The organism is Sulfurimonas sp., from assembly GCF_023229105.1.
Lineage (GTDB): Bacteria > Campylobacterota > Campylobacteria > Campylobacterales > Sulfurimonadaceae > Sulfurimonas.
This window is the reverse complement of record NZ_JALNZY010000024.1, coordinates 1-25,142: the sequence shown is the minus strand read 5'-3', so window position 1 is coordinate 25,142 and position 25,142 is coordinate 1. Positions and strand designations below refer to the sequence as shown.

The window sequence follows — 25,142 nt, the reverse complement described above, 5'->3', positions numbered from 1 at the left end:
TGAGTTTGATTACTCTGCTGCGGGACCAAAGATAGAGAGTTAAAGCTTTCTATTTGACCTTTTTCTTTGTTGCGTTTGTCATGTAAAGCCATAAAGCTCCGCCAAAAACAACTAAAATTATAGGTGCTATCCACGGCTTATCTCCTACGAGCTGAGCTATTTTTACTAAAAAATTGCCCGAATAGTAACTCCCTAGTCCAAAGATAAGAGCCCAAGCGCCTGCGCTTAAAATATTTAATACAGCAAACTTCTTAAAATCATACTTTGTCAATCCGATAGCAATCGGTATGAGTGTTTTTATGCCATAGATAAATTTTTGAATTAAGATTATCCAAGAGCCATTTTTTTTCATCATGATGTGTGCGAGTGCTAGTTTTCTTCTATGCTTGCGTAAGCCCTCCATCATCATTTTCTTTTGGTATCTTGCCATGTAAAAAAGTAAAAAATCCCCAAGAGCATTTGCTATAAATGCAATCATAATCGAGAGGCTTAAATCCATTTTACCCATAAAAGACAAAACACCTGCTCCAATAAGAGCTATAAAACCGCCGCCTAAAGAGTAGAGAAAAAGTCCTATGTATCCATAAGTAGCTAAGTTGCTGAATGTATCTTCCATTAATTTGTGTATCCTAAAGTTTTTTTATTTTTGTTATTTCATCGCGAAGGCGTGCTGCTTCTTCAAAGTTTAATTCTCTAGCCGCTTCTTTCATCTTGAGTGAGAGTTCTTTTACAATTGCTTTTCTTTCTGATGGCGGTATTTTATCCATTTTTTTATGTTTTTGGTAAATACCACCGTAATCTTCCACTTTAAGGTTTTCGTCCAATTTGCGGATGGTAGTTGTTGGCGTAATATTATGCTCTTTGTTATACTTCTGCTGCATCTCTCTTCTTGCATTTGTTTTATCAATTGCTCTTTGCATGGAACCTGTTATCTTGTTTGCATATAAAATAACTCTACCGTTTGAGTTTCTAGCCCCTCGCCCGATTGTCTGAACAAGCGCAGTTTCGCTTCTTAAAAATCCCTCTTTATCTGCATCTAGGATTGCTACAAGACTAACTTCGGGCAAATCAAGCCCTTCACGAAGTAAGTTAATGCCTATAAGAACATCAAACTCTCCAAGGCGCAGAGAACGTATAATCTGGTTTCTCTCGATAGTATCTATGTCTGAGTGCATGTATTGTACTTTTATGCCTAAGTCCGCAAGATATTTTGTAAGAGCCTCCGCCATTTTTTTAGTTAAAACAGTTATAAGAACTCGCTCACCTTTTGCGGCTACTTTTTTAATCTCATCATGTATATCTTCAACTTGGTTTGTTGATGGTTTAATCTCCAAAACAGGGTCAAGAAGACCTGTCGGTCGTATAATTTGTTTTGCACAAACGCTTGAGAGTTCAAGCTCATAAACAGATGGCGTTGCAGAGACAAAAAGGTAGTGAGGCGCTTTATTTATATACTCATCGAGCATTAGAGGTCTGTTGTCAAGCGCACTCGGCAGACGAAATCCATAATCAACCAAAACCTCTTTTCTGGCTCTGTCTCCCGCGTACATTCCACGATATTGCGGAAGTGAAACGTGTGATTCGTCAACAATTACAAGATACTCTTTGTGGTGCAGAGCAAAGTAATCAAGCAGAGTGTATGGAGCTTCTCCTGGTTTTTTATTTGTAAGTAGTCTTGAGTAGTTCTCAACTCCTTTACACATTCCAGTAGTTTGAAGCATCTCTAAGTCAAACTCCACTCTCTGCTTTAGACGCTGATGCTCAAGAAGTTTGCCCTCTTTTTGAAAATACTCAAGTCTCTCATCAAGCTCCTCCTCTATGCGTTTAATCGCCACTGCCATCTTCTCTTGACTAACGCTAAACTGTGAGGTTGCGTAGATGGTAAAGCTTTTGTGCTCCTCAAGCTTTTTGTTGTCTATTACATCAAAAGTATAAATTGCTTCTATCTCATCCCCAAAAAATTCTATGCGAAGCGCTTCTTGCTCAAAGTAGGGCGGATAGACATCTAAGCTCTCACCGTTAACACGAATATGACCGCTATCAAAGTAGGTGTCGTTTCGGCTATAACCCATCTCAACAAGGCGAAGCAGAAGCTTTTTCTGCGCTATCGTATCGCCAATAGCGATAGACTGTACCATATTTTCATACTCCTGCGGATCTCCCAACCCGTAGTTTGCAGAGACAGATGCCACAACAATAACATCATCATAGCTAAGAAGATTTGCAGTGGAAGAGAGCCTGAGGCGCTCTAGTTCATCATTAATAGCGCTATCTTTTTCTATAAAAAGGTCTTGCCTTGGGATGTAAGCTTCGGGCTGATAGTAGTCATAGTAGGATACGAAATACTCCACATGATTGTTTGGAAAGAATTGTCTAAACTCCGAGTATAGCTGTGCGGCTAAAGTTTTATTATGCGTCATTATGATGGTAGGCATCTGCACTTTTTCTATAACACGCGCCATAGTGTACGTTTTACCGCTACCTGTGACGCCTTCGAGTGCTTGATAGCGATTGCCTTTTAGGATGGAGTCACTTATGGTTTTAATAGCTGTAGGCTGGTCGCCAGCCGGGGAGTAATTTGATACTACTTTAAAGTTTGCTTCTTTTTTCATTGATGGAATTATAGCTAAATGAGGAAAATGGATGGTTGCAATTAGGTTGTTACAAGTGGATGAATGTAGAATGGTAGCAGTGAATAAAAAGTGCTATACACTACTTAAAAATTCACTCCACTCAACAATTTTAGTCTTAATTTTTTTTCGCTTTTTTATCATTGCGTTTTTCTTTTAAACTTTTTGTTGCTACTTTCTTAACTGCTTTTTTTACGTCTTTACCTTTTGCCATAATATCTCCTTTGTTTGAATTTTTTAATCATATAATAATCTATCATTGTATAGGAGTTACACTTAAAGCTAACGCTTAGATATTTCATTCAGCAAGTGCCTAAAAAACGATTAAGAAGGTTTATTTCTTAACGAAGTAGTATAATTATGTATTAATACGTGTAAGGCAAATGATGAGAAAATTAATTTTAACAATGCTTATATTATGTTCGTCTGTATCAGCGAATGCTTTTGAGGAGTTGAAGTCACTCTCTCAACTAAAGGAGCATGATTTAATTTTTTTGAAATTTGATAAAATTGGGTGTCCTTGGTGTACGAGATATCAAAATGAGTTAGAACCTAAAATTACAAAAAAATATGAAAAAAAAATAAAATTTTTTAAAGTTCAAAAAGGGAGTAAAATATTTTCACAATTTAGAAAAGAGCTGAAATATGAAATACTAATATACCCGATGACCTATATTCTGAAGTTAAATAAAAACAAAGAGACAGAGATAATTCATGAAATATACGGATATCAGACACAAGAGTATATAGAAGAGCTGTTTCAAAATGAACTTTTAATAGAATAGGCTTATTTAGTGTTTTAATTAGGCAATAATAGCGTTGTGCCACTGCACAAGAGTCAGCCTATATCCATCTTCTATAGGTAGAACCTCATGGCTGTATATCGGGTTGCTTGGAAAGATTAGCATGTCTCCGGCTTGAGGGTAGAGTTTAATCTGTTTACCCTCATTATCAAAGAGATAGTTAAAAACAAGTTCCCCGCCGCTAAAGCTATACGCCTGTGAAGTATGATTTTGATGGGACGCGGTAAAGAGAACGGTGGTTATTTTGCGCTGCGGCGCTACTTGTATAAAACCTACCGTTTTGCCGCTTGCATCTACTAGTTCATTTGAATCATCCGCATGTTTGATATAAAACGATCCTTTTGTGTACTCTAGAGCTTGCAGCGTAGTTGATGTAGTGAGGGCAACGTTGAAAAAGCGCTCAATATGTGGCTGAAAAGCTTTAAAATTCTCCTCATACATTCTTACATGCAGATCTGAGAGTTTATGAATAACGGTCTTTCTGATACTCTCATCAACGCTTGGATTTACGATGCTGCCTAGAAGCCTTGTCTTTACCTTAGCTTTTTCGCCCTCGGAGGTGTTGTAGGCATAGTTTGATATATCATAACAGGTAGATTTTGAGAAAAAATCTTTGATAATTAGATAGGGATAATCGTAGTATTGATTTGTCATAAGGCGCGTCTCAAGCTTTAGTGTGGCAATGAAATCATCACAAAAGACATAGTTGCTTATCTGCTTCATATTGTTTATGTATATTTATAATCTACTCATGCCTTAGAGCATCGATAGGGTTTAATCTTGCCGCTTTTCTTGCTGGAAAATATCCAAAAACAACTCCTACGATTGTTGAGAAGAAAAAAGCTACTAAGATTATTGGTGTATTGAAAATAAGCGGCAAATCAAAATAAAGAGCAATTCCCACTCCTGCACTTACTCCGACAATAATACCCAAGACTCCGCCAATGGAAGCAAGAACTATAGACTCAACTAAAAACTGCAACAACACCTCTCTTTCTAACGCCCCAACTGCAAGCCTTATGCCTATCTCACGCGTTCTCTCAGTTACAGAGACTAGCATAATGTTCATGATGCCAATGCCGCCGACAAGAAGGCTGATAGCCGCAACTGCTCCTAGTAAAATAGTAAGTATTTGCGTTGTGGAAGAGAGCGTTTGAACCATCTCTCGCATATCATGGACATTAAAATCATCCTCTTCTCCAAGCCCAATCTTGCGTCGCTCCTGCAAAAGTGAGATAACAGATGCTTTTACGCCCTCTATTGATGAGGAGGTATTTGCTGAAATCATAATCCTTCCTATCTCCTGATTCCCGCTGATGCGTCTTTGAAACATTCTTATAGGCGTTACGATTACAGCATCTTGATCCATGCCAAACATTGCCGCACCTTTTGACTCAAGCAGTCCGATAATCTCACACGAGAAACTCTCAAGCCTTATGAGCTCTCCCACAGGGTCAAGGGCGCCAAAGAGCTCTTTTCGAACCGTCTCTCCGATAACACAAACAGTTTTTCCACCTTGAAGTTCTGATGGCAAAAAACTTCTTCCTGATGCAAAAACCCAATCTTTAACTACAAAGTAATCGTTATTGCTTCCCTCAACAGTTGTTGCATAGTTTTTGTTTGCATATACTGCTTGCATCTGGCTTGAGCTGATGGGAGCGACACCACGGACATTTACAATCTCCCCTTTAAGCGTGTCTATATCGCTTTGGGTAAATCTTCTAGCGGTAGAGTCGGTGCTTGGAGGACCTTGTCTTTGCTGTCCAGGTATAACTATGAGCATATTTGTTCCAAGCTTAGAGATGCTTTGTGTTACATAAGCCGTTGTTGCATCCCCTAGCATTATCATCGCAATAACAGAAGCTATCCCGATAACAATTCCTAGCGTTGTTAATGCTGAACGCATAACACTTCTACGGATTTCACGAAGGGCGAGTAAAAAAGCATTCCAAATCATAAAACTATTTCCGAATCTTCGATGTACTCTATAGCACCGTCTCTAAAATGCACTCTTCTTGAGGCGTACTCTGCCATCTCCAGCTCATGTGTTACCATAAGAATAGTGATTTTTTTTTCGCGGTTAAAAGATTGTAAAAGCTCCATAATTTCAATACTTTTTGCGGTATCAAGATTTCCAGTCGGCTCGTCTGCAAGTAAAATAAGCGGGTTTGTAGCAATAGCGCGTGCAATGGCAACTCGCTGTTGTTGTCCGCCTGAGAGCTCGCCGGGAGTGTGATGAGCAACTTTTTCAAGCCCGACACTTTTTAACGCATCCATTGCCATAGCGTGCCTATCGTGTGCATTGTAACCGCGATACAGAAGTGGAAGTTCGACATTTTCTATGGCGGTTGTTTTTCCAAGCAGGTTAAAGCCTTGAAATATAAATCCGATGTAGTTTCTTCTTAAAAGTGCACGTTGATCTCGTGAGAGAGCCTCAACATTAATCCCCTCGAAGATGTACTCTCCGCTACTTAGAGTATCAAGGCAGCCAATCATATTCATAGCAGTTGATTTGCCAGATCCGCTAGGTCCCATTATGGCTAAAAACTCTCCACGTTTGACCTTTAAATCAACATCACGCATCGCATATGTTTTTGCCTCTTTTTCGCCATATGTTTTTGTGGCATTGCGCAACTCTATAATATATTCTTTCATTGCTCTTTTATTCCGATTAAAACAAGGTTACTTTCGCCAATCTCTGATTTTTTTATAATAGTAAAGCTTCCATCGCTTTTTCCGACTTCGACTTCAACCTTAACGGGTTTGTTCTCTTGTAAAATCCAGACATAATGTTTTGAAGCATCCGCATTAGTTTTGGCGCGCTTAGCACTGCTCTTATCTTTTAGAGGAGGAGTAAATCTTAATGCAGCATTTGGCAAAACAGATACATCTTCTAAAACATCTGTAACAATCTGTGCCGTTACGGTCATTCCCGGTCTTAAAAAGAGTTCAGAATTATCCACATTTACAACAGCATCATAGGTAACTACGCCGTTTACTATTTGAGAATTAAGGCGCAACTGTGTGAGCGTTCCCTCAAAAACCCTCTGGGGATAAGCATCAACGCTAAATTTTACTCTCTGTTCCTCTCTGACATCTGCGATATCCGCTTCATCAACACTTACAACAACTTTCATTTTGGTCAAATCTTCTGCCATCCTAAAGAGTACCGGTATCGTCATAGCGGCAACAACACTCTGCCCCGGTTCAATTTTTCTGTCTAAAACCACGCCGTTTATGGGAGATACGACAGCTGCTTTTTTAAGATCGTCTTGTGCGGCTTTTAGCTCAGCACTTGCTTGGTCACGTCCTGCTTTTGCAGCCTGCAGTGAAGCAAGGGCTAGTTCATAAGTAGTAAAGGCAGAGTCAACTTCTTGTTTTGATGGGTAGTTGCCCTTAGTTGCTTCAACCATTTTTTCTACTCGAATCCACTCCTTCTTTGCCTTGTTTAGCGAGGCAGTAGCCTCTGCAATATTTGCTTGATGCTTTGCAAGTGCGGCTTGGTAGCTTGTTACTTTAGAGGAGAGTTTTACCGTGTCAAGCCGTGCCATCAGCTGTCCTTTTTTAACCTGCTCGTTATAATCTACTAAAACCTCACTTATGGTTCCTGAAACTTCTATACCTACATCAACTGTGTTTGTCGGCTCCATATTTCCTGTTGCTGAGACTGTTGTAGTAATGGTTTTTTTCTCTAAGGTAGTTGTCTGATAGTTTAACTCTTTATCTTTTGCTTCTTTTGTTACATACCAAAAAACAGCTCCTGCGATAAGAAGGATAAGAGCGAATATCCATATATATTTTTTATAACTATGCTTTTTATTTTTACCAATGTTTAGAGTCTCCTCTATCGTTTTGTTTGAGTTATTGTCCATCATCATTCCTCTTAAGTGCAAAATGAAGCTTTGCTAGCTCTATTTGTATGTTTATTTCGCTTAATTTTATATTGAGTTTCTCGATTGCTTTTGTGTTTTTTATGATTTGCAAATCATATCCTGTCTTTTCCCCTACATTTACTCCTGCTTCTATAGCCTCAATGAGTTCATCATACAAAGAGAGATTTTTCAAAGTAATCTCGTTATAGCTACGATAACTCTCAATAAGCTCCAGCGACTGTGTGTAAGAAGCTTTTGTACTTCTATATGTATCTGCCACTTGAGCAGCTTGTTTTAAATAGCTAGCTTTTGCTTCTTGTGTGGTAGCCGAAGCATTGTAGGCAAATGGAATATTTAGAGCAACTCCCGCACCATAGTAATTGCCATCATACTTGTTTTCATATTTTTTTGAGTCATATTCTCTATAACCGACATTGGCATTTAGCGTAACGCTGGGCAAATAGTTGCTCTTTGCCACACCATAAAGAGACTCATAACTTTTTGTTTGCAAGCGAAGATAGTTTAGATTTAAATTATTCTCAAGATAGGCATCTCTTTCTATCAAAGTAAATGTCGGAAGCGAAAACATGACCGGATCAATATCGCTTAACTTTGAGACCTCTCCCCTTAGTTGAGCAAGCATGTACTTATGCGTTACTAGATTTTTTAACTCACTACTTTGTGCCATCAGCGCATTGTTAAGCTCTGTAATATCAGCCTTACCTACATCATATAGTTGTCGTTTTATAAAAATTTCTATCTCTTTGTTTTTAAGTATCAACTCACTCTGCTGCTTTTGATAGAGTGTTTTTTTGTAGTTTAAAAGCGCGCTAAAAAGCCCTTCATTTATAGCAGCTATCTCTTTAAAAAGTGCAATCTCATCTGCTCTTTTTTTAGCATCAGCATACTCTATCTGATATGTTATGCCCCCAGAGCGAAAGATATCTTGAGAGATGGAGGCTGAGATATTCGCATTTGTGCCATAATCTCCGGTATAAGCTTTGTCGTATCCATATGAGGCACCTAAATTAAGAGGCGCTATCCAATTGTACTTTAGTTTTTCATGCTCTGATTCATATCTATTTTGTTCTTGGAGCAGAAGATTTTGCTTCTCTTGTGAGAGGAGCTCCTTCTCATCTGCGCTTAGTGATATAAAAGCCAGAAGATGAAATATTATATAAAAGAGAACACTATTTTTCATTCTTATCCTTAAGCTTTTTAAAATTGTATCTGAGTTAGAGTAAATCGTAAGTAAGTGCTCTTTTATAAATATAAAAAATATCTTAAAACAACCATGTAATTAAAAAGCGATAAGAAAGCTAAAAGTTAAATCGGATAAAATTTCTCTGATTTAAAAAATTAGAGCGTAATTCGTTCTTACCAAAGGATACAACATGAAAAACTTCATTTTACTAATCGCATTAACATTAGCTGCTCTTCAAGCAGATAATATAGTGCATTACGATACAAAAGAGGCTAAAACTCCGATAAGTAAGCCTAACCACCCAAACTCAGATATTTATTAATCTAAATATTTAAAATTTTATTTCTCCTTCTAAAATAGGTTTTTTAAACCTATTTTAGTGACAAGCCACTCTTTTTTAAAATCTTCTTTTTATAAAACCAATCACTCCAACAGCAACAAAGAACAAGCACAGCGTTAAAATCATAACATTTGTCGTTCCTGATGCCCCTTGGGTAAAAGGCAAACCGCTTGTGTTCATGCCAAAGAAACCGACAACCAGATTTAGGGGTAAAAATATAGCAGATATAATAGTAAGGTTATAGATAAGAGCGTTCATCCTCTCGTTTGTACGCGTATTGTAAAAACTGAAAATATAATCAAGCTTAGAGAGTTGCAGTGTAGCAGATCTCCTTGTTCGCTCTATATGTTCATGTAGGTCAATGTAGTGATTTAATGGAAAATCATCACTATTTTCATAATATGCAATAACCCTCTCCATAGTAGAAGATGCGTGCAGCAATACTCTCTCAATTTTTATAATATTGCGTTTAAATTTCAGCCACTGATTCATAAAGGATTGCGTTTTTTTGTTGAGGTAGAGAGCCTCTTCCATATCGGCAATCAAGTCTCTATACTTTTCAAATGATTTTAAAAGTTCATCAACTATGCCGTCCAACATCTTATAGGGGGATTCAAAGCGGCTCTGTAAAGGTTTAAACTTTTTTTCGTCTCTGTTGTATAGATAGCTTACATGAGGAGTTATTATAAATCCGGTAGAGACTATTTCAAGTTTATCCAAAATTACGGGCAGTCTGAGAATTAACATCTCATAACCCTCATTTTCATCAAATATAGATGGATGTGCTTCATTTTGTAAATCATCTAAGTGAAGACTATCTACTAATTCATGAATATTTTTCATTGTTTATCTTTTATGTTTTTAGTTATATACAAGTTCTTTAAAATTGTAATCATACCCTCAACTGCATTTTTTGTTGTCGTTTCATGAACGGTGTGATATCCGATTGTAGGGATTTGCAAAGTTGTACCTTGTATCTCTCCCTTAGTCGCATAAATAAGCCTTCCAAGTTCAGTGGTTCCAAGAGAGCTTGTCGTGCCGTTTTTTAGCATTTTAGCTTTTAAGTATTTGTCTTTAAAATCATATCGTATCTTATTCTTAATCGCTATCTCTTTTATTTTATTTTTTAAAGGTGATCTAAATACTGCGTTTGAATCCCTGTTTCTAAGAACTATGTCTATATTCTTAATCTCTTCTAAAGTAGGGTAGGGGCTTGTATCAAGAACAAGAAGTTCATCTGTTTTAACGTCAAAACGCCTGAACCACTCTAGTAAAAATCTCCAGCTTCTTCCAGCCTCCTCAGAAGCGGTAAAAAAGGCAGTACCCTGATAACCGATGGCGTACATATAGATAATGATTGCTATGCTTATAACGTTATCAAGTTGTGCAGAAATAAGATTGTCTTTTATCTCAAGTTTATCGGTAAAGGCTATCGGAGTTCCGGGAAACATGTAGTCAAAACCCTCTATTTTAAAGATAATATTTTTTCTTCTTTGGCACAAAAAAGCATCTTTTATAGAACCAAGCCCAAGATAAGTTCCCGACCATGGCTCATACGCCTGAACTTTTTCATCTACAAATCTTGCGGTAAAGTTGTGAAGCAGCTGTTCTGAGTTTGAGTCACCGGTTAAGTCGGCCTTGTTTTTTGCAATAAATGCAGCATATTGAAACTCGTTGTGACCAGTGCAGATAAGTCCATGCCTATCGGCATGTGCAGAGATATATCCACTCTCTGGGATATCCCCCTTTGCTATAAGCACGCCGTCGTAATACTCAACCTTTACTCCTAGCTCTTCAAGCTCTCTTTTTATAAACATAAAAAAGGGGTGTTCTTCCCCTACAACACTAGGGATGCGGATAAGTTGTTTTAATATATCGTAAAATAGTTCCATTTTATTCTATTATGTCCTCATTGTTTAGTTCAAAAAATTCACTCAGTTCAATTGCATTTTCATTGAAAAGCTCAATTTTATTTTCTGCTATCTCAAGATTTCTAAGTTTTGCTATATGAAAAATGGCATCTCCCTCTTGTACAAGAGGTATCTCTGACTTACCTATTATGACTCCGTCATATGGCGCTCTTAATTCAAAACTGTTATCGCCTAAAGGTTCATCAATAAAAGCGATAATCTCATCTTTACGCACCGTGTCGCCGAGAGCTTTTATGGTTCTTAACATGCCGCTTTCGCTTGAGCGTATCCATTGGCTGTTTCTTGTAATTATAGAAGTTTTTCTATCTCTTTTTTTTGCTGTTTTAAGCAGCATGCCATTTTCTCTAAGCACATTTATTATCCCATGCACGCCGATTCTGATTGATGCTTCATCAAACCTTAACGCTTCGCCCGCTTCATAGAGAAGTATAGGGATGCCTTCTTCTTGAGCTACTGCTCTAAGGGAGCCGTCCCTGAGTTCTGAGTGAAGAATTACAGGAGCTCCAAATGCTTTTGCAAGGGTAAAAGCGTACTCATTATCTATATTTGTTCTTACTTGTGGGAGATTTGACTTATGGATTGATGCGGTATGCAGGTCTATTCCCAGATTACACTTTTTGACGACTTCATCAAAAAATATCTTTGCAACCCTGCTTGCTAGTGAGCCTTTTGGAGTTCCTGGAAAACTTCTGTTTAAGTCTCTTCTATCGGGCAGATACCTCGATAGAGTCATAATTCCATAAACATTTACGATTGGCACTAGTAAAATAGTTCCTTTTATTTTTTTTAAAATATCTAGTTTTCTAAGTCTTCTTATTATCTCTATGCCGTTTAACTCATCCCCGTGAATAGCCGCGCTGATAAAGACAACAGGTCCGTCCTTTTTGCCTCTAATGACGTGAATTGGAAGCTGTGTGGGCGTATTGTATAGTTTTGGCAGCTCGATATTTACAGTTAGATTAGCGCCTTTTGATATCTCTTGATTACCTAAAATAAATTTTGTATTAGCCATTTTCTAGGCTCCAATACTATCTTTTTTTAATTTTCTTTTTTTTAAAGTTAAGGCGGATTTGATGGCTACATTTTTTTCAATATAATCCATGATTTTTTCAGCTATATCTATCTTTGTAGATTTTTCAATTCCTTCTAAACCCGGGGAAGAGTTTACCTCCATCACTAAAGGTCCTCTGGCTGAGGGTATCATATCTACTCCGCAAACTCCAAGCCCCATTGCTTTTGCAGCAGCAAGCGCCATTGTTTTTTCTTTTCTTGAGAGTTTATGCGCAGTAGCACTTCCGCCTTGATGCAGGTTTGAGCGAAAATCGCCCTCTGCACCTTGCCTTTTCATGGCACCGACAACCTCTCCCCCGACGACTAAAACTCTGATATCGGCACCGCCGGCTTCTTCTATATACTCTTGAACAAGAAGATTTACATCCATTCCGTAAAATGCATCTAACACCGATTTGGCAGCTTTTTCGCTATCTACCAAAACTACTCCGACACCTTGCGTTCCCTCAAGTATCTTAAGTATGAGTGGTGCTCCTCCGCTTAGTGCAATAACATCTTTTGCGTTAGATTTATTAGATGCAAAAACAGTTTTTGGCATATCCACATCGTTTTTTGAAAGTATCTGAAGGCTTCTAAGTTTATCTCTGCTTCTAGCAATAGCTAAGCTTCCTGATGTTGAAAAAGCAGACATCATTTCAAAGTGTCTTACCATAGCCGTTCCGTAAAAGGTTCTGCTTGCCCCGATTCTTGGGATAATAGCATCAGGCGTTGGAAGCTCTTTTCCTTGGTAGTTAATTTTAAGCTCGCCTTTTGCTATCTCGATGCTGCATTTTAGATAGTCAATCACTCTGACTTCCCAGTCCTTTGCCTGTGCCGCTTCAACCAATCTTTTTGTGGAGTAAAGCTCTTTGTTTCTTGATAATATATAGACTCTCATATTTTTTTCCTGCTTAAATTTTTTAATAAGTTTTCATCTGCTTCTTTTGTTAGATACTCTTTTGAAACATCAACTAAAAATTTGTTTGCTAAAAATTTTTTACCGATTAACATAGGATATTTCATGTCTGAACGATCTGTAAGAGATATGACGGTTGTATATTCTTTTCCAAAAAACTCAACTTTAACCCTAATTGAGGGTCTGTGCTGTAGTTTTCCGTTGGAACTACGGACTTTTTTCATTGCATAAAGCGGAACTGCCATCTTTATTCCATTGTATGCCGCATGGACTTCATCTAGTAGTGTAAAATGTACAATATTCTCCTCATCTACAAAAATATCATCACAGTGCAGGGCGTTTGAATCGGCACCGGTGTCAATTTTTACATCAAGATTATAAAGATCCAAATCAGGAATAGATATAAGCTCTTTAGTGCCGATAATCTTTTTTTCTTTCATTAAGCAATTCCGATGTTTTATTATGGATTATATCATATTAGAGAGGCAAGATAATTTTAAAAAAGGTCTCTTAAAGTTGTTTTTAGCAAAAAAAAATTCATTAGAGAGTATAATTTTGTATATAAAAATGTAGTAGGCAAGTAGTCGCTTTATGCTAAAAGAGATTAATCCGCAAAGAGATGCGGAATATATATTTGTTAAGAGGGCAAATATGACGTTTAAAGATTTAGAGTTTATGTTAGAGTTAAATGGTGTTATGAGAAAAGATGTTGATTACATTTTAGATTTTAGTAAAAAGAACGGTATTGATACACAGCAGATTGATGACGAGCTCAATAAAATGGGGTATGAGAGAATAGTTGAGAACGAACTTGAAAACTCATGGGACGATGAAGATGACGAGTATGAACCTGTAGAGAAGTTTTCGCATAGGAATAAATTTGTGGAGGATTATGACTAAGTGAGGATATAAGCAGCATATCAAGTGCTGCTAATAGATAAATATTTACTCCTGTTTTGTTGCTTTAGCTTTTGGCTCAAACAGAGTTCCGAGGGTGTGCTTGCCATCTAAAAGAAAAGATTTTGCAGCGCTTAAATCAAACCCGTTGCACAGAAGCATTCTTTTCCCCCGTGTTATTAAAAAATCAGCAGCTTTTAGTTTTGTTACAATCCCTCCAGTCGCAAATTCATTATTAGACGTAGGAACATCGTCAAGCGCCTCTTTTGGCAGTTCATTTACGATTTTATAAAGTTTTGCATCTTTAAACTCTTGCGGATTTTTATCATAATAGCCGTCAATATCGCTCAAAATTACTAAAAGTTCAGCATCTGTAGCATATGCCACATTAGCCGAAAGCTGGTCGTTGTCTCCAAAAAGCTGTTCAGGAGTGGATGTTATATCATTTTCGTTTACTATAGGTAAAATATCATTTTCTAAATGTGCATCTATAATATCTTGAAACATTTTAGTGCGTTTTCTTGAGTCAAAATCATCTTCGGTTAGTAAAATTTGCGCCGTAGTAATATCATAAATATCAAATTTCTTTTTATATGCACTCATCAAGATGGGTTGCCCAGTAGCGGCAAGTGCCTTTTTGCCAATCTGCTTTCTTTTATCTAGTTTTAGTATGGAGTAGCCCGCCGCAACTGCTCCTGAGGTTACCAATATTACATCATATTTTTTCTTGAGCATTATAATAAGAGTGACGAGGTTTAACATGCGCTCTTTTGCGATTTCATTATTTTCTGTCAGAACTGCTGTACCGACCTTAATAACAACTCTTTTCATTAATTTTCCTTTGATTACGCAACATTTCTATTGCTTTTTTGTGATTTGTGCAGTGTTTTTTAAAATCACAAGATGTTTTGCTCCCTATTGTAACAAGTTAAAGATTTAATTTTTATTAGCAAGGAAGCAAAGTAAATCTCATAGGTGCTAAAAGTTATATTTTTTAGAACTTCACTCTTGTAAATTATGATAGAATTATGGCTATATAATCATAAATAGGACTGTTTTTATGCAAAACCAAACAACTTTAGCAAGATTAAATGATAAAGTTTCAACTATTGTTGAGCAGTATAATTCCCTTAAGCAAGAAAATGAGGCACTTCGAATGGAGTTGATTACACTAAAAGCCGAGAGTGAAATAAAAAGTCAAGAGATAGATAAGTTGATTGAGCAGAATGCTCAAAAGGACTCCGAGATAGAGTCTATTGTAGAAAAACTAGAAAGTATAATGGTTTAAAAGCATGAGTAAAAAGCTTGGTTTAAATATAGCTGGTCGCCATTTTGATGTTGATGTTGAAGATAGTTTTGCTATTTTTTTAGAGCAGCAGATGAAAAAAGATTTTAATATAGAGGGCAACAACGAATTAAAGATATTGCTTCAAGCATATGTGCGTAAAAATCATGAACTCTTTTTGCAAGAACAGAAAATAGAAGAAATTACAAAGAAATTAGAGATTTAAGATGAGATTTATTATTATATAAGTTAAGAGTGATATAATTTCGGTCTCTTAAACAGAGATGGTGTGCGCTCGTAGCTCAGCTGGATAGAGCACTGGTTTGCGGTACCAGCGGTCACATGTTCGAATCATGTCGGGCGCACCATACTTACCACCCCCCCCTAAATAATAAATCTCATAGATGACTCTTATAAAAAATTTTAAAACCCATTTAAAGCAGTATTTCTACAAGCTAAATTCAGCAGATTTTTGTAAAAAAAAGCTAAAATCAAAATTAAAGTGTCAACAGCGGAGTTAAATTCGGCAGATTTTCGTAAAAAAAATTACGAATTGTAACCTTAAGCGACTAGTGTTATTTTACTCCTTTTATTGATTTAGATATCTGAAACTTATATAAATCTGAATTTACCATCCCTTCCTCTTTTTTCTCTTTTAAACGATATGAATCTCCAAGTATATTTATAACATGAGAGTGGTGTAAAAGTCTATCTAGGATAGCAGTAGTTACAACTTTATCATTTGCAAAGATGCCACTCCATTGGCTAAAGACTAGATTTGAAGTTACAATTGTGGCTCCTCTTTCATATCTCTTTGAGATTACTTGAAAGAAGTGATGAGCATCTTCTTTGCTCATTGGAAAGTAGCCTATCTCACATTGAATTTATGCTTGCCATAGCCATAGGCATTTCGTTTAATAATTACCGTCTTCATGTTGTCATAAAGTCCTTCTTGCGGCACACCACCGAAGTAACTAAAGGCATTCATATGACATTTCATAAGGGTATCTACTTTCTCATCACTTACATATTCAACATATGAAGCACGAGAATATCCCATAGTTGCTACAAAGGCAGACAAGCCATCTTTTGGAAATTCTACCCAATCAACTTGCATCTGCTTACCAGGGTCTGTTTCAAATCTAACTAATGGTTCTTCATCTTTTACTTTTTGGCGAAGCCCATGACGGAGTACAACATCATTCATCCAACGAAGGGAACCTCTATAGCCTAATTTCTGTATCTCCTGATAAATTGATGATGAAGGAATAGAAACACCTAGTTTATATGCTTCTTCTAACATTCTGGCAATATTTGGAAGATATGAATCAACTGTTGTTTCAACTGATTCTCGTTTAATGACTGGAATATAACCTTCAGGTAGTTTTGCATATTTAGCAACTGTATCTCTGTTAATGCCAAGTTTACGAGCTATGGCACTTTTACTAAGTCCATCTTTGAGCATCTTATGAATCATTTTTACTTCACCTTTTTTAAGCATTTATCTCCTTTCAAATTTTTGAAAAAAGACTTTAACAAAATTAATTTGTTTATTTAAGCTTTTGGTTGTAAAAACTACTTTTTAGCAGCTTTTCATACTGCCTATTTTAACTCCGCCGATGACATGAGATAATTGTAATAGCCCATCTATCTTCATTCTCCTACTTACCTGCTCAGGAGACCATCCTAGTTTTAAATGTTTGAGCACATATTTTTTATGCTGATTTGTGAAACGAAGATTCTTAACTTTTTTCTGATATCTAATTCTTGTTTGTATCTGTGCATACTCTGCTTTGTAATATCCATTTATACTGTTTCTTTGTATCTCTCTGTAGATAGTTGATCTGTGTACGCTTAAATTAGTCGCTATACAACTTTTACTCAACCATTCTTTTATTAAAGCTTCTATCTGGTATCTTTGTACCATGGTTATTTGGCTGTAGCTCATTTAAAGTCCTTTTATCTTTGGTCGGATATTTAGACTCTTATTTTACTACATCCTCTTAACCTATACTGTCGCACTTTAAACTTGAATTGGCAGTATAAATTTATTTACTTTGACATGAAATTTTAATAATATATACCTAATTTATGGTGTTAATAGTAGTCTTTGAATAATTGTTAAATTAGAAATCTCTATAATAAAGACCGAAATATTGGAGTATGTAGTGTTTGTAAAAGAGATGAAGTTGTTAATTAAGTATGCGATTGAGCTAGATATTTCTGGGCTTGAGTGTAAAATTGGCTACAAAGGGGATGCTATTTTACGACTTAGCTCAAGCAACGCAGATACTATTAAAAAGATTGAAGCATTTTGTTCAAGGGCTGAATTTGAATATAAACTTAATTATAACAAATCAAGAGCTACAACAGATATTTTTGTTGTTTTTGACTCTGACGTGTATAAGTTAAAATAGGCGAAGAGTCTAATAAAAGGTTTTTAGAGTTGCCGTAAATACTCTTTGTGTTATAATCCTCTCTTAAAAAACAACATAAAAGTGATTCATGTTCTCATCTCAGATAGATACTATTTTAAATAATAAAGACAAACTCTTAACACAAATCTATTTTGACCTGCAAAAATATTTTGAACTCAAGTATGGGCATGACACGGTTGTTTTTATGGAGATAGGGACTTTTTTTGAAGTTTATGAAGTCAACAATGAGCAAGAGCAGGTCGGAAAAGCAAAAGAGATAGCTGAACTTTTAAATATACAACTTACTAAGAAAAACAAAAATATTCTACAAAACAGTGATAGAAATCCTCTTTTAGCGGGAGTTCCTGCCGTATCTTTTGAGAGATATCTAAGTCGTTTGATAGCAGAGCAAAAATATACCGTAGTGGTTATAAAGCAGAAGGGAAATCCTCCAAAGATTAGCCGATATATCTCACAAATCGTCTCCCCAGGGACAAATTTTGACTACATCGTGGACAATGACGACAACTATATCGTCTCTATTTTGGTTGATAAACATAAAGATATTTATACGCTAGGATGCAGCGCTATAGATGTTACGACTGGCAAAACGTGGCTTTATGAGAGTCACGGAACAAGTGAAGACCCTGCTTATGCGCTTGATGAACTTTTTAACTTGTTAAATACCTACCGCACCACAGAGGTGGTTATAACATTTTTAGACGGGGCTCTTGATAAGCGTCATATCATGCACTATCTTGAAATTCCAGAGCATTATAACTACAGCGTGAACAATCAAAGATTCAAGATTGAGTTTCAAAACAGACTTTTTCGGGAAGTTTACCAGATTCACTCACTTTTGTCTCCCATAGAGCATCTAGATTTAGAGAGAAGCCCGATGATAACCGAGTCGTTGGCAATTTTAATCGATTTTATAATTGAGCACGATATTCACATCATACAAAAACTAAGCACTCCAAAAATAATAGACAATCGCCGTTTTATGTATCTTGGAAACAATGCGCTTGAGCAGATGGGCGTTATCTCAAGAGACAAAAAAGAGTTTACCCTTTTAAAAATGCTCGATAAAAGTGCGACTGCAATAGGGCGCAGGCTTTTAAAGGAGAGACTCTTAAATCCTATCATGGAAAAAGAGGAGCTTGAGAGAAGATATGATTTGATTGAAAAAGTGTCGTCTCATACAAGGTATCTTGATGAGATAATGCGCGGAATATATGATATGCAGAGGCTCTCTCGCAGGCTCAATTTAGGCAAACTTCACCCATTTGAGATGAACCATATCTATGAGTCTATGCTTAGTGTAAAGGAGCTTATGCTCTATGCAAAAAAGCATAAGATTCAAAAAATCCCTTTTCATGAGAGTGAAGTGGATGAGTTTTTAAGAGATATTGCAAAAAGTATAGACCTTGATGTCTCACGCCGTTTTACAAATGCAACTGTGGATGAGAACTTTTTGATGAGCGGAGTTGACGAGGCGATTGATACTTTGGTCAAAGAGAACAGAACTTTTCTTAGCGCTTTTGAAGATATCATGGCAAAAATCGAGCTTCTGCTTGAAGATGCCAATGCGCTAAGTTCAAGCAAGTTGGTTACTTTAGGCTTTTTGGAAAAAGAGGGATACTATATCTCTCTTAGCAAAAATAGATTTTCAATGATAGAGTCTGAATTTAACAAACATGAAGATTTTAAACACTTTAGAGCAAAAAAGTTTACAAACAATGTAAAAATAACATCAACTTTTACAGATAATATCTCTGATGCTATGATAAAAAACCGCCGTAAAATTGTCTCCCTTGCAAAGGAGCGATTTATCCAGCTCCAAGGCGTGTATGAGAGAAGATACTCCCTTTTGTTTGAGCGTGTAATTAGCTATGTAGCAGATTTGGATGTCGGAGTTAGCTCATCAAAAGTGGCTGAGATGTATAAGCATTCAAGACCTTCTATAGTCGATGTAGAAAGTGATGAAAATTTTATACAGATTATGCAGCTGCGCCATCCTCTTATTGAGATTCAAGAAAACAGCGGAATCTACGTTCCAAATGATATTGTCATGGGCGCGCGCTCCTATATGGATTTGCCGCATCCAACTACAGCTATGCTAGATACCGCCTTGCATGATGGGCATCAGATAAACGGAGTTTTACTTTATGGCATAAACTCTAGCGGAAAATCATCGCTTATGAAGAGCATCGGACTTGCTACTCTTATGGCGCAAGCCGGCTTTTTTGTGAGTGCTTCTGCTATGAAATTCTCTATTTTTGATTCCCTTTTTACAAGAATCATCTCAAGAGACAACCTTGCAAAAGGACTCTCCACTTTTGCGGTAGAGATGCTTGAACTTAAAAACATATTTAACCGTGCTACCGTGCGCTCACTTATACTCGGCGATGAGATAAGCCATGGAACAGAGACGCTCTCGGGTGTTGCTATAGTCTCAAGCGCTATTATAAAACTCTCCTCCCTCCGCTCTATTTTCCTCTTTGCTACTCATCTTCATCAGCTCTCAACCATGCAGGAGATAAGTGCTCTTAAAAATGTCGTAGATTTACACTTAAGCGTTGCGTATGATGAACACTCGGATAAACTTATTTTTAACAGAGTTCTTCAAGCCGGAAGCGGAAGCAGCATCTATGGTTTGGAGTTTGCAAAGTCGCTTCACATGGATAGCGAATTTTTGGAGACGGCTAATAAAATCAGAAAAAGATTGGCAAAAGATTTTGATGAGTTGGAACTTCTTGTAAAGAAAAAAACGAGCAAATATAACAAAGAGCTTTATATAACAAAATGCGTAATATGCGGAGCTATGGCTGAGGATGTACACCATATAAACAACAAAGCACTAGCAGATGAGAGTGGATTTATAGGTCATTTTCATAAAGATTCAAGACATAATCTTATCCCACTTTGCAAAGAGCATCACAAAGATATACATGATAAAAAGATAAGAGTAGATGGCTTTGTTATGACTTCAAACGGTCTAGAGCTAAAGTTTGAAGAGCAAATTAAAAAACCCAAAAAGCAAGAGATTGGTGAGCTTGAGATAAATAAAGAAAAACCAAGTGATTTTGTTCTTGATGACTGGTAATTTTGATAAAATAGTGTGCTAAGAGGAGTTTATATGAATAAAATATATTTAATAATGATTGCGCTTTTATTTATAGGATGTACCGGTAAAACACCGGTTACAGATAGAGAACAGATAATTTTTATGTCTGAAAGTGAAGAGAAGACATTAGGAGAGAACAGTTACCGAGAGTTTCTTAAAAATGCAAAATTAAGTAGTGATAAAGCCCAAACGGCACGGGTAAAAAATATAGGAAAAAAAATAGCTATAGCTGCTGATAGAGTGGATTTTGAGTGGGAGTTTAATCTGATTGAGGACAAACAGATAAATGCTTTTTGTATGCCAGGAGGTAAAGTAGTTGTTTATACTGGAATACTCTTGGTTGCAAAAAATGATGATCAGTTAGCAACAGTGATGTCACATGAGGTAGCCCATGCACTTGCTAGACATGGGGCTGAGAGAATGAGTCATCAACAAATTTCAAGTGGAATCCAAACTTTGGGAAATATAATAATAGGCACAACCGCTCCCGGGTATTCAGATGCTTTTAACATAGCTTACGGCTACGGTACACAGCTGGGCGTTATGCTGCCATACAGCAGAAGTCACGAGTATGAGGCTGATGCCATTGGAATATATTTGATGAAACAAGCAGGATATGATATAAATGAGGCAGTTAAATTTTGGCAAAATATGAAAGCTCTTAAGGGACAAACACAGAGTGAATTTTTCTCTACACACCCTAGTGATGACAATAGAATAGAAAGAATATCAGAGATAATTAAAGAGATGAATAAATGAGTCTAATAGAACTTTTTAAATACATGATAGAACAAAAGAGCGAGACACCGGAGGACGGCGGGCTTTTGGATTTTATAGAGAGTTATTTTGATGATTTTAAGGCAGTTCGCATTGATGTAGAGGGTGTAAAAAATCTTTTTTTATATAAAAAATTTAGTGAAGGCGAGCATCTCTGTTTTGCAGGACATGTGGATGTTGTTCCCGCTGGCAACGGTTGGGATAGCGACCCATATAAGGCTGTTGAGAGAGACGGTTATATTTATGGTCGCGGAACTCAAGATATGAAAAGCGGCGTTGCTGCCTTTGTTCAAGCCGCAAAACAGGCAAAAGAGTTTAAAGGAACTCTTAGCATACTTTTAACCTCAGATGAAGAGGGGGAGGGAACCTACGGAACCATAGAGGTTGTAAAATATCTCAAAGAAAACTTCATGCTCCCTGATGCTGTTGTTGTTGCAGAGCCTACATGTGAAGAGGTTTTTGGAGACTCTATAAAAGTAGGGCGAAGAGGTTCAATAAATGGTTATATAACTATAAAAGGAAAACAAGGTCATGCTGCATATCCAGAGAAGTCTATAAATCCCATCGACCTAATTGCTCCAAGACTCTCAAATATGGCGGGAGTAGATTTGGATAACGGAGATGAGTTTTTCTCACCAAGTAAATTTGTTATCACAGATATGCGTGCTGGCATGCAGGTTACAAATGTAACTCCAAACGAGCTTAAGATGATGTTTAATGTAAGAAATACGACACTTACTACTCAAAAAGAGGTTAGAGAGTTTGTAGAGAAAAATCTTCAAGAACTTGATTATGAGTTGAAGTTAACGCAGGGAGCTTACCCTTTTAAAACGGATACGGACACTAAGCTTGTAAAAAATATCGACAGAGCAATACAGAACATAACAGGTAAAAAACCAAAACACTCGACCGCAGGCGGAACTTCTGATGCAAGACATTTGGCTCCTCTGGGCATCGCAGTTATAGAATTTGGCGTGATAAATGATACAATTCACGCCATAAATGAGAGAACGACGGCTAAAGAGGTTGAGTCTCTTTATGAAGTTTTTAAAAATTTAATCCATACATGGGAGTAAAGAGATGATGAGATATCTATTTTTGGTAATGGCGTTTTTTCTTAGCCTTAACGCGCTTGATTGGTCGAGTGATTATGAAGCGACACTTTTAGAGGCGAAAAAAGAGAAAAAAGATATATATCTATTTATCGGTTCTGAGTATTGCAGATATTGTGAAAAGTTTAAAAAAGAGGTACTCTCCCAAGATGAGGTTATAGGAAAACTCAAAGAGAGTTATGTGCTTATCTACCTCTCAAGAGATATAGATGACATTCCTAAGGGACTTGAGACAACCCCTGTTCCAAGACACTACTTTTTAACAAGCGAAGGTAAAATCATCTACACAACAATCGGTGATAGAAGCACAGAGGGCTTTTACGAGCTTTTAGATGAAGTAAAAGATGCAAAAGAAGAATAAAAATTATCATAAATAAAAAACTTTAATGATATTTTAATAAAAACCTTTCAGTAATATAGCACTATTTACTCTATAGTATAAATATAATTTTAAAAAAAGAGGCTGCATGGATTTAAAAGCTCAAATAGGTTCAAAGATTAAAACAAGATGTCCATATCGGGAGTCCAAGATAAAGTTTTTAATTTGATAGAGAAATCCTTCATGAGCGACAAAGCAAAAGAGAGTTATAAAGAAAACTACAAAAACAGAGTAAAAAACTGTCTGTTTTACTATATAGAATCCTACCCTTTTAGAAGTATCGCTCATGAGGAAATAAGTAATGATTCAATAAGCATGAAAAAATAATAATGTATAATATGTTTTCATATAAGAAAAAAGACTTGGATGTTCAAACAAAAATGTCTGAAACAATATTTTTAGAACCAGTTTCACCAGATGACAAGATTATCTATCTTGATATTAGAAACACATCTGATAAAGAGATAAATATACAATCAAGTGTTGAAACAGCTTTTACAAGCAGAGGCTATAAAGTAACTAAAAACCCTAAGGAAGCAACTTACATGCTTCAAGGAAATATTTTAAAAGTAGGCAAATCTGACCTTAGAGAGTCACAATCATTCCTTGGTTCAGGTTTTGGTGCAGGAGTTTCAGGTGCAGCTGTTGGTGCTGGAGCTGCATATGCACTCGGTGGAAGTAACAGAACAACGACAGGAATAGCTTTAGCCGGAGCAGCATTGGGTTTTATTGGGGATGCATTAGTTAAAGATGTTGTGTTTGTTATGGTAACAGATTTACAGATTCGTGAAAGACCGCTAGAGGGTGAAGTTGTTACTCAAACTCAAGAGGCTAATTTAGCTCAAGGAAGTTCTACTACTACAAAACAAGATATAAAGGGTGGTAAAGTTGAGTGGAAAACTTATCGTACTCGTATCGTAAGTACTGCAAATAAGATGAATCTTGAATTTGCAGAGGCGCAACCAGTTCTTGAATCTGCATTAGCTCGTTCTATGTCGGGTATATTTTAAACTATGTGTAGCGACTTAAGAGTCGCTACACAACTACTATGTAAATCTTTTATCTTCAGTAATGTAAAAATGTTTTATATGAAAAATCCCTAATGTAAATAATGCTCTTAATTAAACCCTCTAAAGAATTAAAAATCTACTTAATTTACTTTTTGACAATGGGTAAAGTTATTTTTTAAAAGTGAAGATGCGGGGCTATTTCTATATTTTATTTTTTGTTACTTTCTTTGTTTGATATAGGATTGATGCACTATTACTCATAAGAAAATAAGTAAAGCAGAGCTTTAAATAGTGGTTTTGCTATAATTTCAAATCAAAATATCTCTTTAGGGTGTTAATATTTGATAACTTAGATAAATGAAGGAAAAAAAATGAAATTTGTACAAACAAACAAAGCGCCAGCGGCGATAGGACCTTATTCACAAGCAGTTGTGGCAAATGGGATGGTTTTTACATCGGGGCAGATTGCACTTACGCTCGAGGGTGTGATGCTTGAGAATGATGTGGTTGTTCAGACAAAACAGGTTTTAAAGAATTTGCAAGCCGTTTTAGAAGAAGCGGGAGCATCAATGTCAAGCGTTATAAAAACTACAATATTTTTGGCATCAATGGATGATTTTACTACAGTTAACGAGATATATGCCCAAGCTTTTGGCTCTCATAAACCTGTACGCTCAACGGTGGCAGTAAAAACCCTTCCAAAAAATGCTTTAGTTGAGATTGATGCGATAGCATTGGTTAAATAGCACTTTTTTACAGCATAAATGAGATGTTTTGAGAAGATATAGATATCTCATAAAAGGACAAGTCCAAGGCGTTGGATTTCGCCCTTTTGTATATAAGAGGGCACTAGAATTTTCACTTGTAGGTTTTGTCAAAAATGATACAAATGGAGTTAAGCTTGAAGCGCAGGGCAAACAAGAGGATATAAAACTTTTTGAGGATTCACTCTACTTTAAATTACCACCACTTGCAAGAATTGATGAGATGCTAAAAAGAGAGATAGAGCTAGCAAAAGAGGATAGCTTTTTAATTATGCAAAGTGAGCAAAGCCTCTCAAAGGCAGCATTGATTCCCCCAGATATCGCAATATGTCAAGAATGTTTAACAGATATAAAAAATAGTAAAAAATACCGCAATTATTTTGCCACAAACTGCACAAACTGCGGTCCAAGATATAGCATCATAAAAACTGTTCCTTATGATAGAAAAAATACTTCAATGCAGAAATTTAAGATGTGTAGGTCATGTGAAGATGAGTACAAAAATCCTAAGATGAGAAGATACCACGCACAGCCAATCTCATGTAATGAGTGTGGACCTATTTTGTCTCTTTTTAGGGGCGAGACAAGAGTAGATGAAAAAGATATAATCAAAAAAGTTGCAGCTCTA

At 36.5% G+C, this 25,142-nt stretch carries 29 protein-coding genes, 1 tRNA gene and 1 pseudogene; 15 read left to right on the top strand and 16 right to left on the bottom strand.

Features of this window, described 5'->3' with window-relative positions; genetic code table 11:
* Positions 1 to 49 precede the first annotated feature (49 nt).
* Together M0Q17_RS04905 and uvrB are read right to left on the bottom strand one after the other, a co-directional pair.
* Positions 50 to 616: a DedA family protein gene (locus tag M0Q17_RS04905; protein WP_295083923.1), complete on the bottom strand. Its 567-nt coding sequence runs from the start codon at positions 614 to 616 to the stop codon at positions 50 to 52.
* Positions 617 to 629: 13 nt separating this feature from the next.
* Positions 630 to 2,612 (bottom strand): excinuclease ABC subunit UvrB, encoded by a 1,983-nt coding sequence (gene uvrB, locus M0Q17_RS04900; RefSeq protein WP_295083921.1) that lies wholly within the window; start codon positions 2,610 to 2,612, stop codon positions 630 to 632.
* A 404-nt stretch (positions 2,613 to 3,016) separates the two neighbouring features.
* Here uvrB and M0Q17_RS04895 point away from each other — a divergent pair, with 404 nt between their 5' ends.
* The gene (locus M0Q17_RS04895) at positions 3,017 to 3,415 is read left to right on the top strand and encodes a hypothetical protein (protein ID WP_295083918.1); all 399 of its coding nucleotides are present in this window, start codon (positions 3,017 to 3,019) and stop codon (positions 3,413 to 3,415) included.
* A gap of 18 nt (positions 3,416 to 3,433) precedes the next feature.
* Here the strand turns inward: M0Q17_RS04895 and M0Q17_RS04890 are convergent, their stop codons facing one another.
* The 5 genes from M0Q17_RS04890 to M0Q17_RS04870 are packed head-to-tail and all read right to left on the bottom strand — an operon-like array spanning position 3,434 to position 8,506.
* Positions 3,434 to 4,156 (bottom strand): 2OG-Fe(II) oxygenase, encoded by a 723-nt coding sequence (locus M0Q17_RS04890; protein WP_295083915.1) that lies wholly within the window; start codon positions 4,154 to 4,156, stop codon positions 3,434 to 3,436.
* A gap of 22 nt (positions 4,157 to 4,178) precedes the next feature.
* On the bottom strand, positions 4,179 to 5,390 hold the full coding sequence (locus tag M0Q17_RS04885) for an ABC transporter permease (protein ID WP_295083912.1): 1,212 nt from the start codon (positions 5,388 to 5,390) through the stop codon (positions 4,179 to 4,181).
* Positions 5,387 to 6,088, bottom strand: coding sequence for an ABC transporter ATP-binding protein (locus tag M0Q17_RS04880; protein WP_295083909.1), 702 nt, complete (start codon positions 6,086 to 6,088; stop codon positions 5,387 to 5,389). The genes M0Q17_RS04885 and M0Q17_RS04880 overlap by 4 nt, the downstream gene beginning before the upstream one ends.
* Positions 6,085 to 7,305 (bottom strand): efflux RND transporter periplasmic adaptor subunit, encoded by a 1,221-nt coding sequence (locus tag M0Q17_RS04875; protein WP_295083906.1) that lies wholly within the window; start codon positions 7,303 to 7,305, stop codon positions 6,085 to 6,087. Before M0Q17_RS04875 ends, M0Q17_RS04880 begins: the two co-directional genes overlap by 4 nt.
* Positions 7,295 to 8,506 carry a TolC family protein gene (locus tag M0Q17_RS04870; protein ID WP_295083903.1) on the bottom strand — a complete coding sequence of 404 codons (1,212 nt, stop codon included), beginning with the start codon at positions 8,504 to 8,506 and terminating at the stop codon, positions 7,295 to 7,297. Before M0Q17_RS04870 ends, M0Q17_RS04875 begins: the two co-directional genes overlap by 11 nt.
* A 193-nt stretch (positions 8,507 to 8,699) precedes the next feature.
* On the opposite strand from M0Q17_RS04870, the gene M0Q17_RS04865 reads away from it, so the two are divergent.
* Positions 8,700 to 8,831 (top strand): hypothetical protein, encoded by a 132-nt coding sequence (locus M0Q17_RS04865; protein ID WP_295083900.1) that lies wholly within the window; start codon positions 8,700 to 8,702, stop codon positions 8,829 to 8,831.
* A gap of 75 nt (positions 8,832 to 8,906) precedes the next feature.
* Here M0Q17_RS04865 and M0Q17_RS04860 read toward each other — a convergent pair whose 3' ends face one another.
* The 5 genes from M0Q17_RS04860 to M0Q17_RS04840 are packed head-to-tail and all read right to left on the bottom strand — an operon-like array spanning position 8,907 to position 13,186.
* Positions 8,907 to 9,692 (bottom strand): CorA family divalent cation transporter, encoded by a 786-nt coding sequence (locus M0Q17_RS04860; RefSeq protein ID WP_295083897.1) that lies wholly within the window; start codon positions 9,690 to 9,692, stop codon positions 8,907 to 8,909.
* Entirely contained in the window at positions 9,689 to 10,741 is a 1,053-nt protein-coding gene (locus M0Q17_RS04855; RefSeq protein WP_295083894.1) for a peptidase M42, read from the bottom strand. The genes M0Q17_RS04860 and M0Q17_RS04855 overlap by 4 nt, the downstream gene beginning before the upstream one ends.
* A 1-nt stretch (position 10,742) precedes the next feature.
* Positions 10,743 to 11,792: a succinylglutamate desuccinylase/aspartoacylase family protein gene (locus M0Q17_RS04850; RefSeq protein ID WP_295083890.1), complete on the bottom strand. Its 1,050-nt coding sequence runs from the start codon at positions 11,790 to 11,792 to the stop codon at positions 10,743 to 10,745.
* Positions 11,793 to 11,795: 3 nt separating this feature from the next.
* The gene (gene rimK, locus M0Q17_RS04845; protein WP_295083887.1) at positions 11,796 to 12,728 is read right to left on the bottom strand and encodes a 30S ribosomal protein S6--L-glutamate ligase; all 933 of its coding nucleotides are present in this window, start codon (positions 12,726 to 12,728) and stop codon (positions 11,796 to 11,798) included.
* Positions 12,725 to 13,186, bottom strand: coding sequence for a RimK/LysX family protein (locus tag M0Q17_RS04840; RefSeq protein ID WP_295083884.1), 462 nt, complete (start codon positions 13,184 to 13,186; stop codon positions 12,725 to 12,727). The genes rimK and M0Q17_RS04840 overlap by 4 nt, the downstream gene beginning before the upstream one ends.
* Before the next feature lie 151 nt (positions 13,187 to 13,337).
* On the opposite strand from M0Q17_RS04840, the gene M0Q17_RS04835 reads away from it, so the two are divergent.
* On the top strand, positions 13,338 to 13,646 hold the full coding sequence (locus tag M0Q17_RS04835) for a hypothetical protein (protein ID WP_295083881.1): 309 nt from the start codon (positions 13,338 to 13,340) through the stop codon (positions 13,644 to 13,646).
* A 45-nt stretch (positions 13,647 to 13,691) separates the two neighbouring features.
* On the opposite strand, the gene proB is transcribed toward M0Q17_RS04835, so the two are convergent.
* Positions 13,692 to 14,474, bottom strand: coding sequence for a glutamate 5-kinase (proB, locus tag M0Q17_RS04830; protein WP_295083878.1), 783 nt, complete (start codon positions 14,472 to 14,474; stop codon positions 13,692 to 13,694).
* Positions 14,475 to 14,703: 229 nt separating this feature from the next.
* Between proB and zapB the strand changes: the two genes are divergently transcribed.
* The 3 genes from zapB (at position 14,704) to M0Q17_RS04815 (ending at position 15,296) form a co-directional block, all read left to right on the top strand.
* Entirely contained in the window at positions 14,704 to 14,931 is a 228-nt protein-coding gene (gene zapB / locus M0Q17_RS04825) for a cell division protein ZapB (RefSeq protein ID WP_295083876.1), read from the top strand.
* Between the two features lie 4 nt (positions 14,932 to 14,935).
* Positions 14,936 to 15,154 (top strand): hypothetical protein, encoded by a 219-nt coding sequence (locus M0Q17_RS04820; RefSeq protein WP_295083873.1) that lies wholly within the window; start codon positions 14,936 to 14,938, stop codon positions 15,152 to 15,154.
* A gap of 65 nt (positions 15,155 to 15,219) precedes the next feature.
* Positions 15,220 to 15,296 (top strand) — tRNA-Arg (locus M0Q17_RS04815).
* A gap of 207 nt (positions 15,297 to 15,503) precedes the next feature.
* Here the strand turns inward: M0Q17_RS04815 and M0Q17_RS04810 are convergent.
* The 3 genes and pseudogenes from M0Q17_RS04810 to M0Q17_RS04800 all read right to left on the bottom strand — a co-directional run.
* Positions 15,504 to 15,803 (bottom strand): annotated as a pseudogene (locus M0Q17_RS04810) (ATP-binding protein); the annotation flags it as partial.
* Entirely contained in the window at positions 15,797 to 16,393 is a 597-nt protein-coding gene (gene istA, locus M0Q17_RS04805) for an IS21 family transposase (protein WP_295083926.1), read from the bottom strand. The gene istA and the pseudogene M0Q17_RS04810, both read right to left, overlap by 7 nt.
* A gap of 117 nt (positions 16,394 to 16,510) precedes the next feature.
* Positions 16,511 to 16,876, bottom strand: a complete 366-nt coding sequence (locus M0Q17_RS04800; RefSeq protein WP_295083870.1) for a helix-turn-helix domain-containing protein — start codon at positions 16,874 to 16,876, stop codon at positions 16,511 to 16,513.
* A gap of 235 nt (positions 16,877 to 17,111) precedes the next feature.
* On the opposite strand from M0Q17_RS04800, the gene M0Q17_RS04795 reads away from it, so the two are divergent.
* The 9 genes from M0Q17_RS04795 to M0Q17_RS04755 all read left to right on the top strand — a co-directional run.
* Positions 17,112 to 17,345 carry a hypothetical protein gene (locus M0Q17_RS04795; protein WP_295083868.1) on the top strand — a complete coding sequence of 78 codons (234 nt, stop codon included), beginning with the start codon at positions 17,112 to 17,114 and terminating at the stop codon, positions 17,343 to 17,345.
* Between the two features lie 88 nt (positions 17,346 to 17,433).
* Positions 17,434 to 20,451 (top strand): DNA mismatch repair protein, encoded by a 3,018-nt coding sequence (locus M0Q17_RS04790; protein WP_295083865.1) that lies wholly within the window; start codon positions 17,434 to 17,436, stop codon positions 20,449 to 20,451.
* A 33-nt stretch (positions 20,452 to 20,484) separates the two neighbouring features.
* Positions 20,485 to 21,231 carry a M48 family metallopeptidase gene (locus M0Q17_RS04785; protein ID WP_295083863.1) on the top strand — a complete coding sequence of 249 codons (747 nt, stop codon included), beginning with the start codon at positions 20,485 to 20,487 and terminating at the stop codon, positions 21,229 to 21,231.
* A complete protein-coding gene (gene dapE / locus M0Q17_RS04780) occupies positions 21,228 to 22,325 on the top strand; it encodes a succinyl-diaminopimelate desuccinylase (RefSeq protein ID WP_295083860.1) in 1,098 nt (365 codons plus the stop codon). The genes M0Q17_RS04785 and dapE overlap by 4 nt, the downstream gene beginning before the upstream one ends.
* A gap of 4 nt (positions 22,326 to 22,329) precedes the next feature.
* Positions 22,330 to 22,722: a thioredoxin family protein gene (locus M0Q17_RS04775; RefSeq protein ID WP_295083858.1), complete on the top strand. Its 393-nt coding sequence runs from the start codon at positions 22,330 to 22,332 to the stop codon at positions 22,720 to 22,722.
* Between the two features lie 201 nt (positions 22,723 to 22,923).
* Positions 22,924 to 23,067 (top strand): hypothetical protein, encoded by a 144-nt coding sequence (locus M0Q17_RS04770; protein WP_295083855.1) that lies wholly within the window; start codon positions 22,924 to 22,926, stop codon positions 23,065 to 23,067.
* Between the two features lie 2 nt (positions 23,068 to 23,069).
* The gene (locus tag M0Q17_RS04765; RefSeq protein WP_295083852.1) at positions 23,070 to 23,750 is read left to right on the top strand and encodes a complement resistance protein TraT; all 681 of its coding nucleotides are present in this window, start codon (positions 23,070 to 23,072) and stop codon (positions 23,748 to 23,750) included.
* 371 nt (positions 23,751 to 24,121) lie between these two features.
* Entirely contained in the window at positions 24,122 to 24,496 is a 375-nt protein-coding gene (locus tag M0Q17_RS04760; RefSeq protein ID WP_295083849.1) for a RidA family protein, read from the top strand.
* Between the two features lie 28 nt (positions 24,497 to 24,524).
* Positions 24,525 to 25,142: acylphosphatase (locus M0Q17_RS04755; RefSeq protein WP_295083846.1), on the top strand; the 618-nt coding region annotated here is incomplete at its 3' end.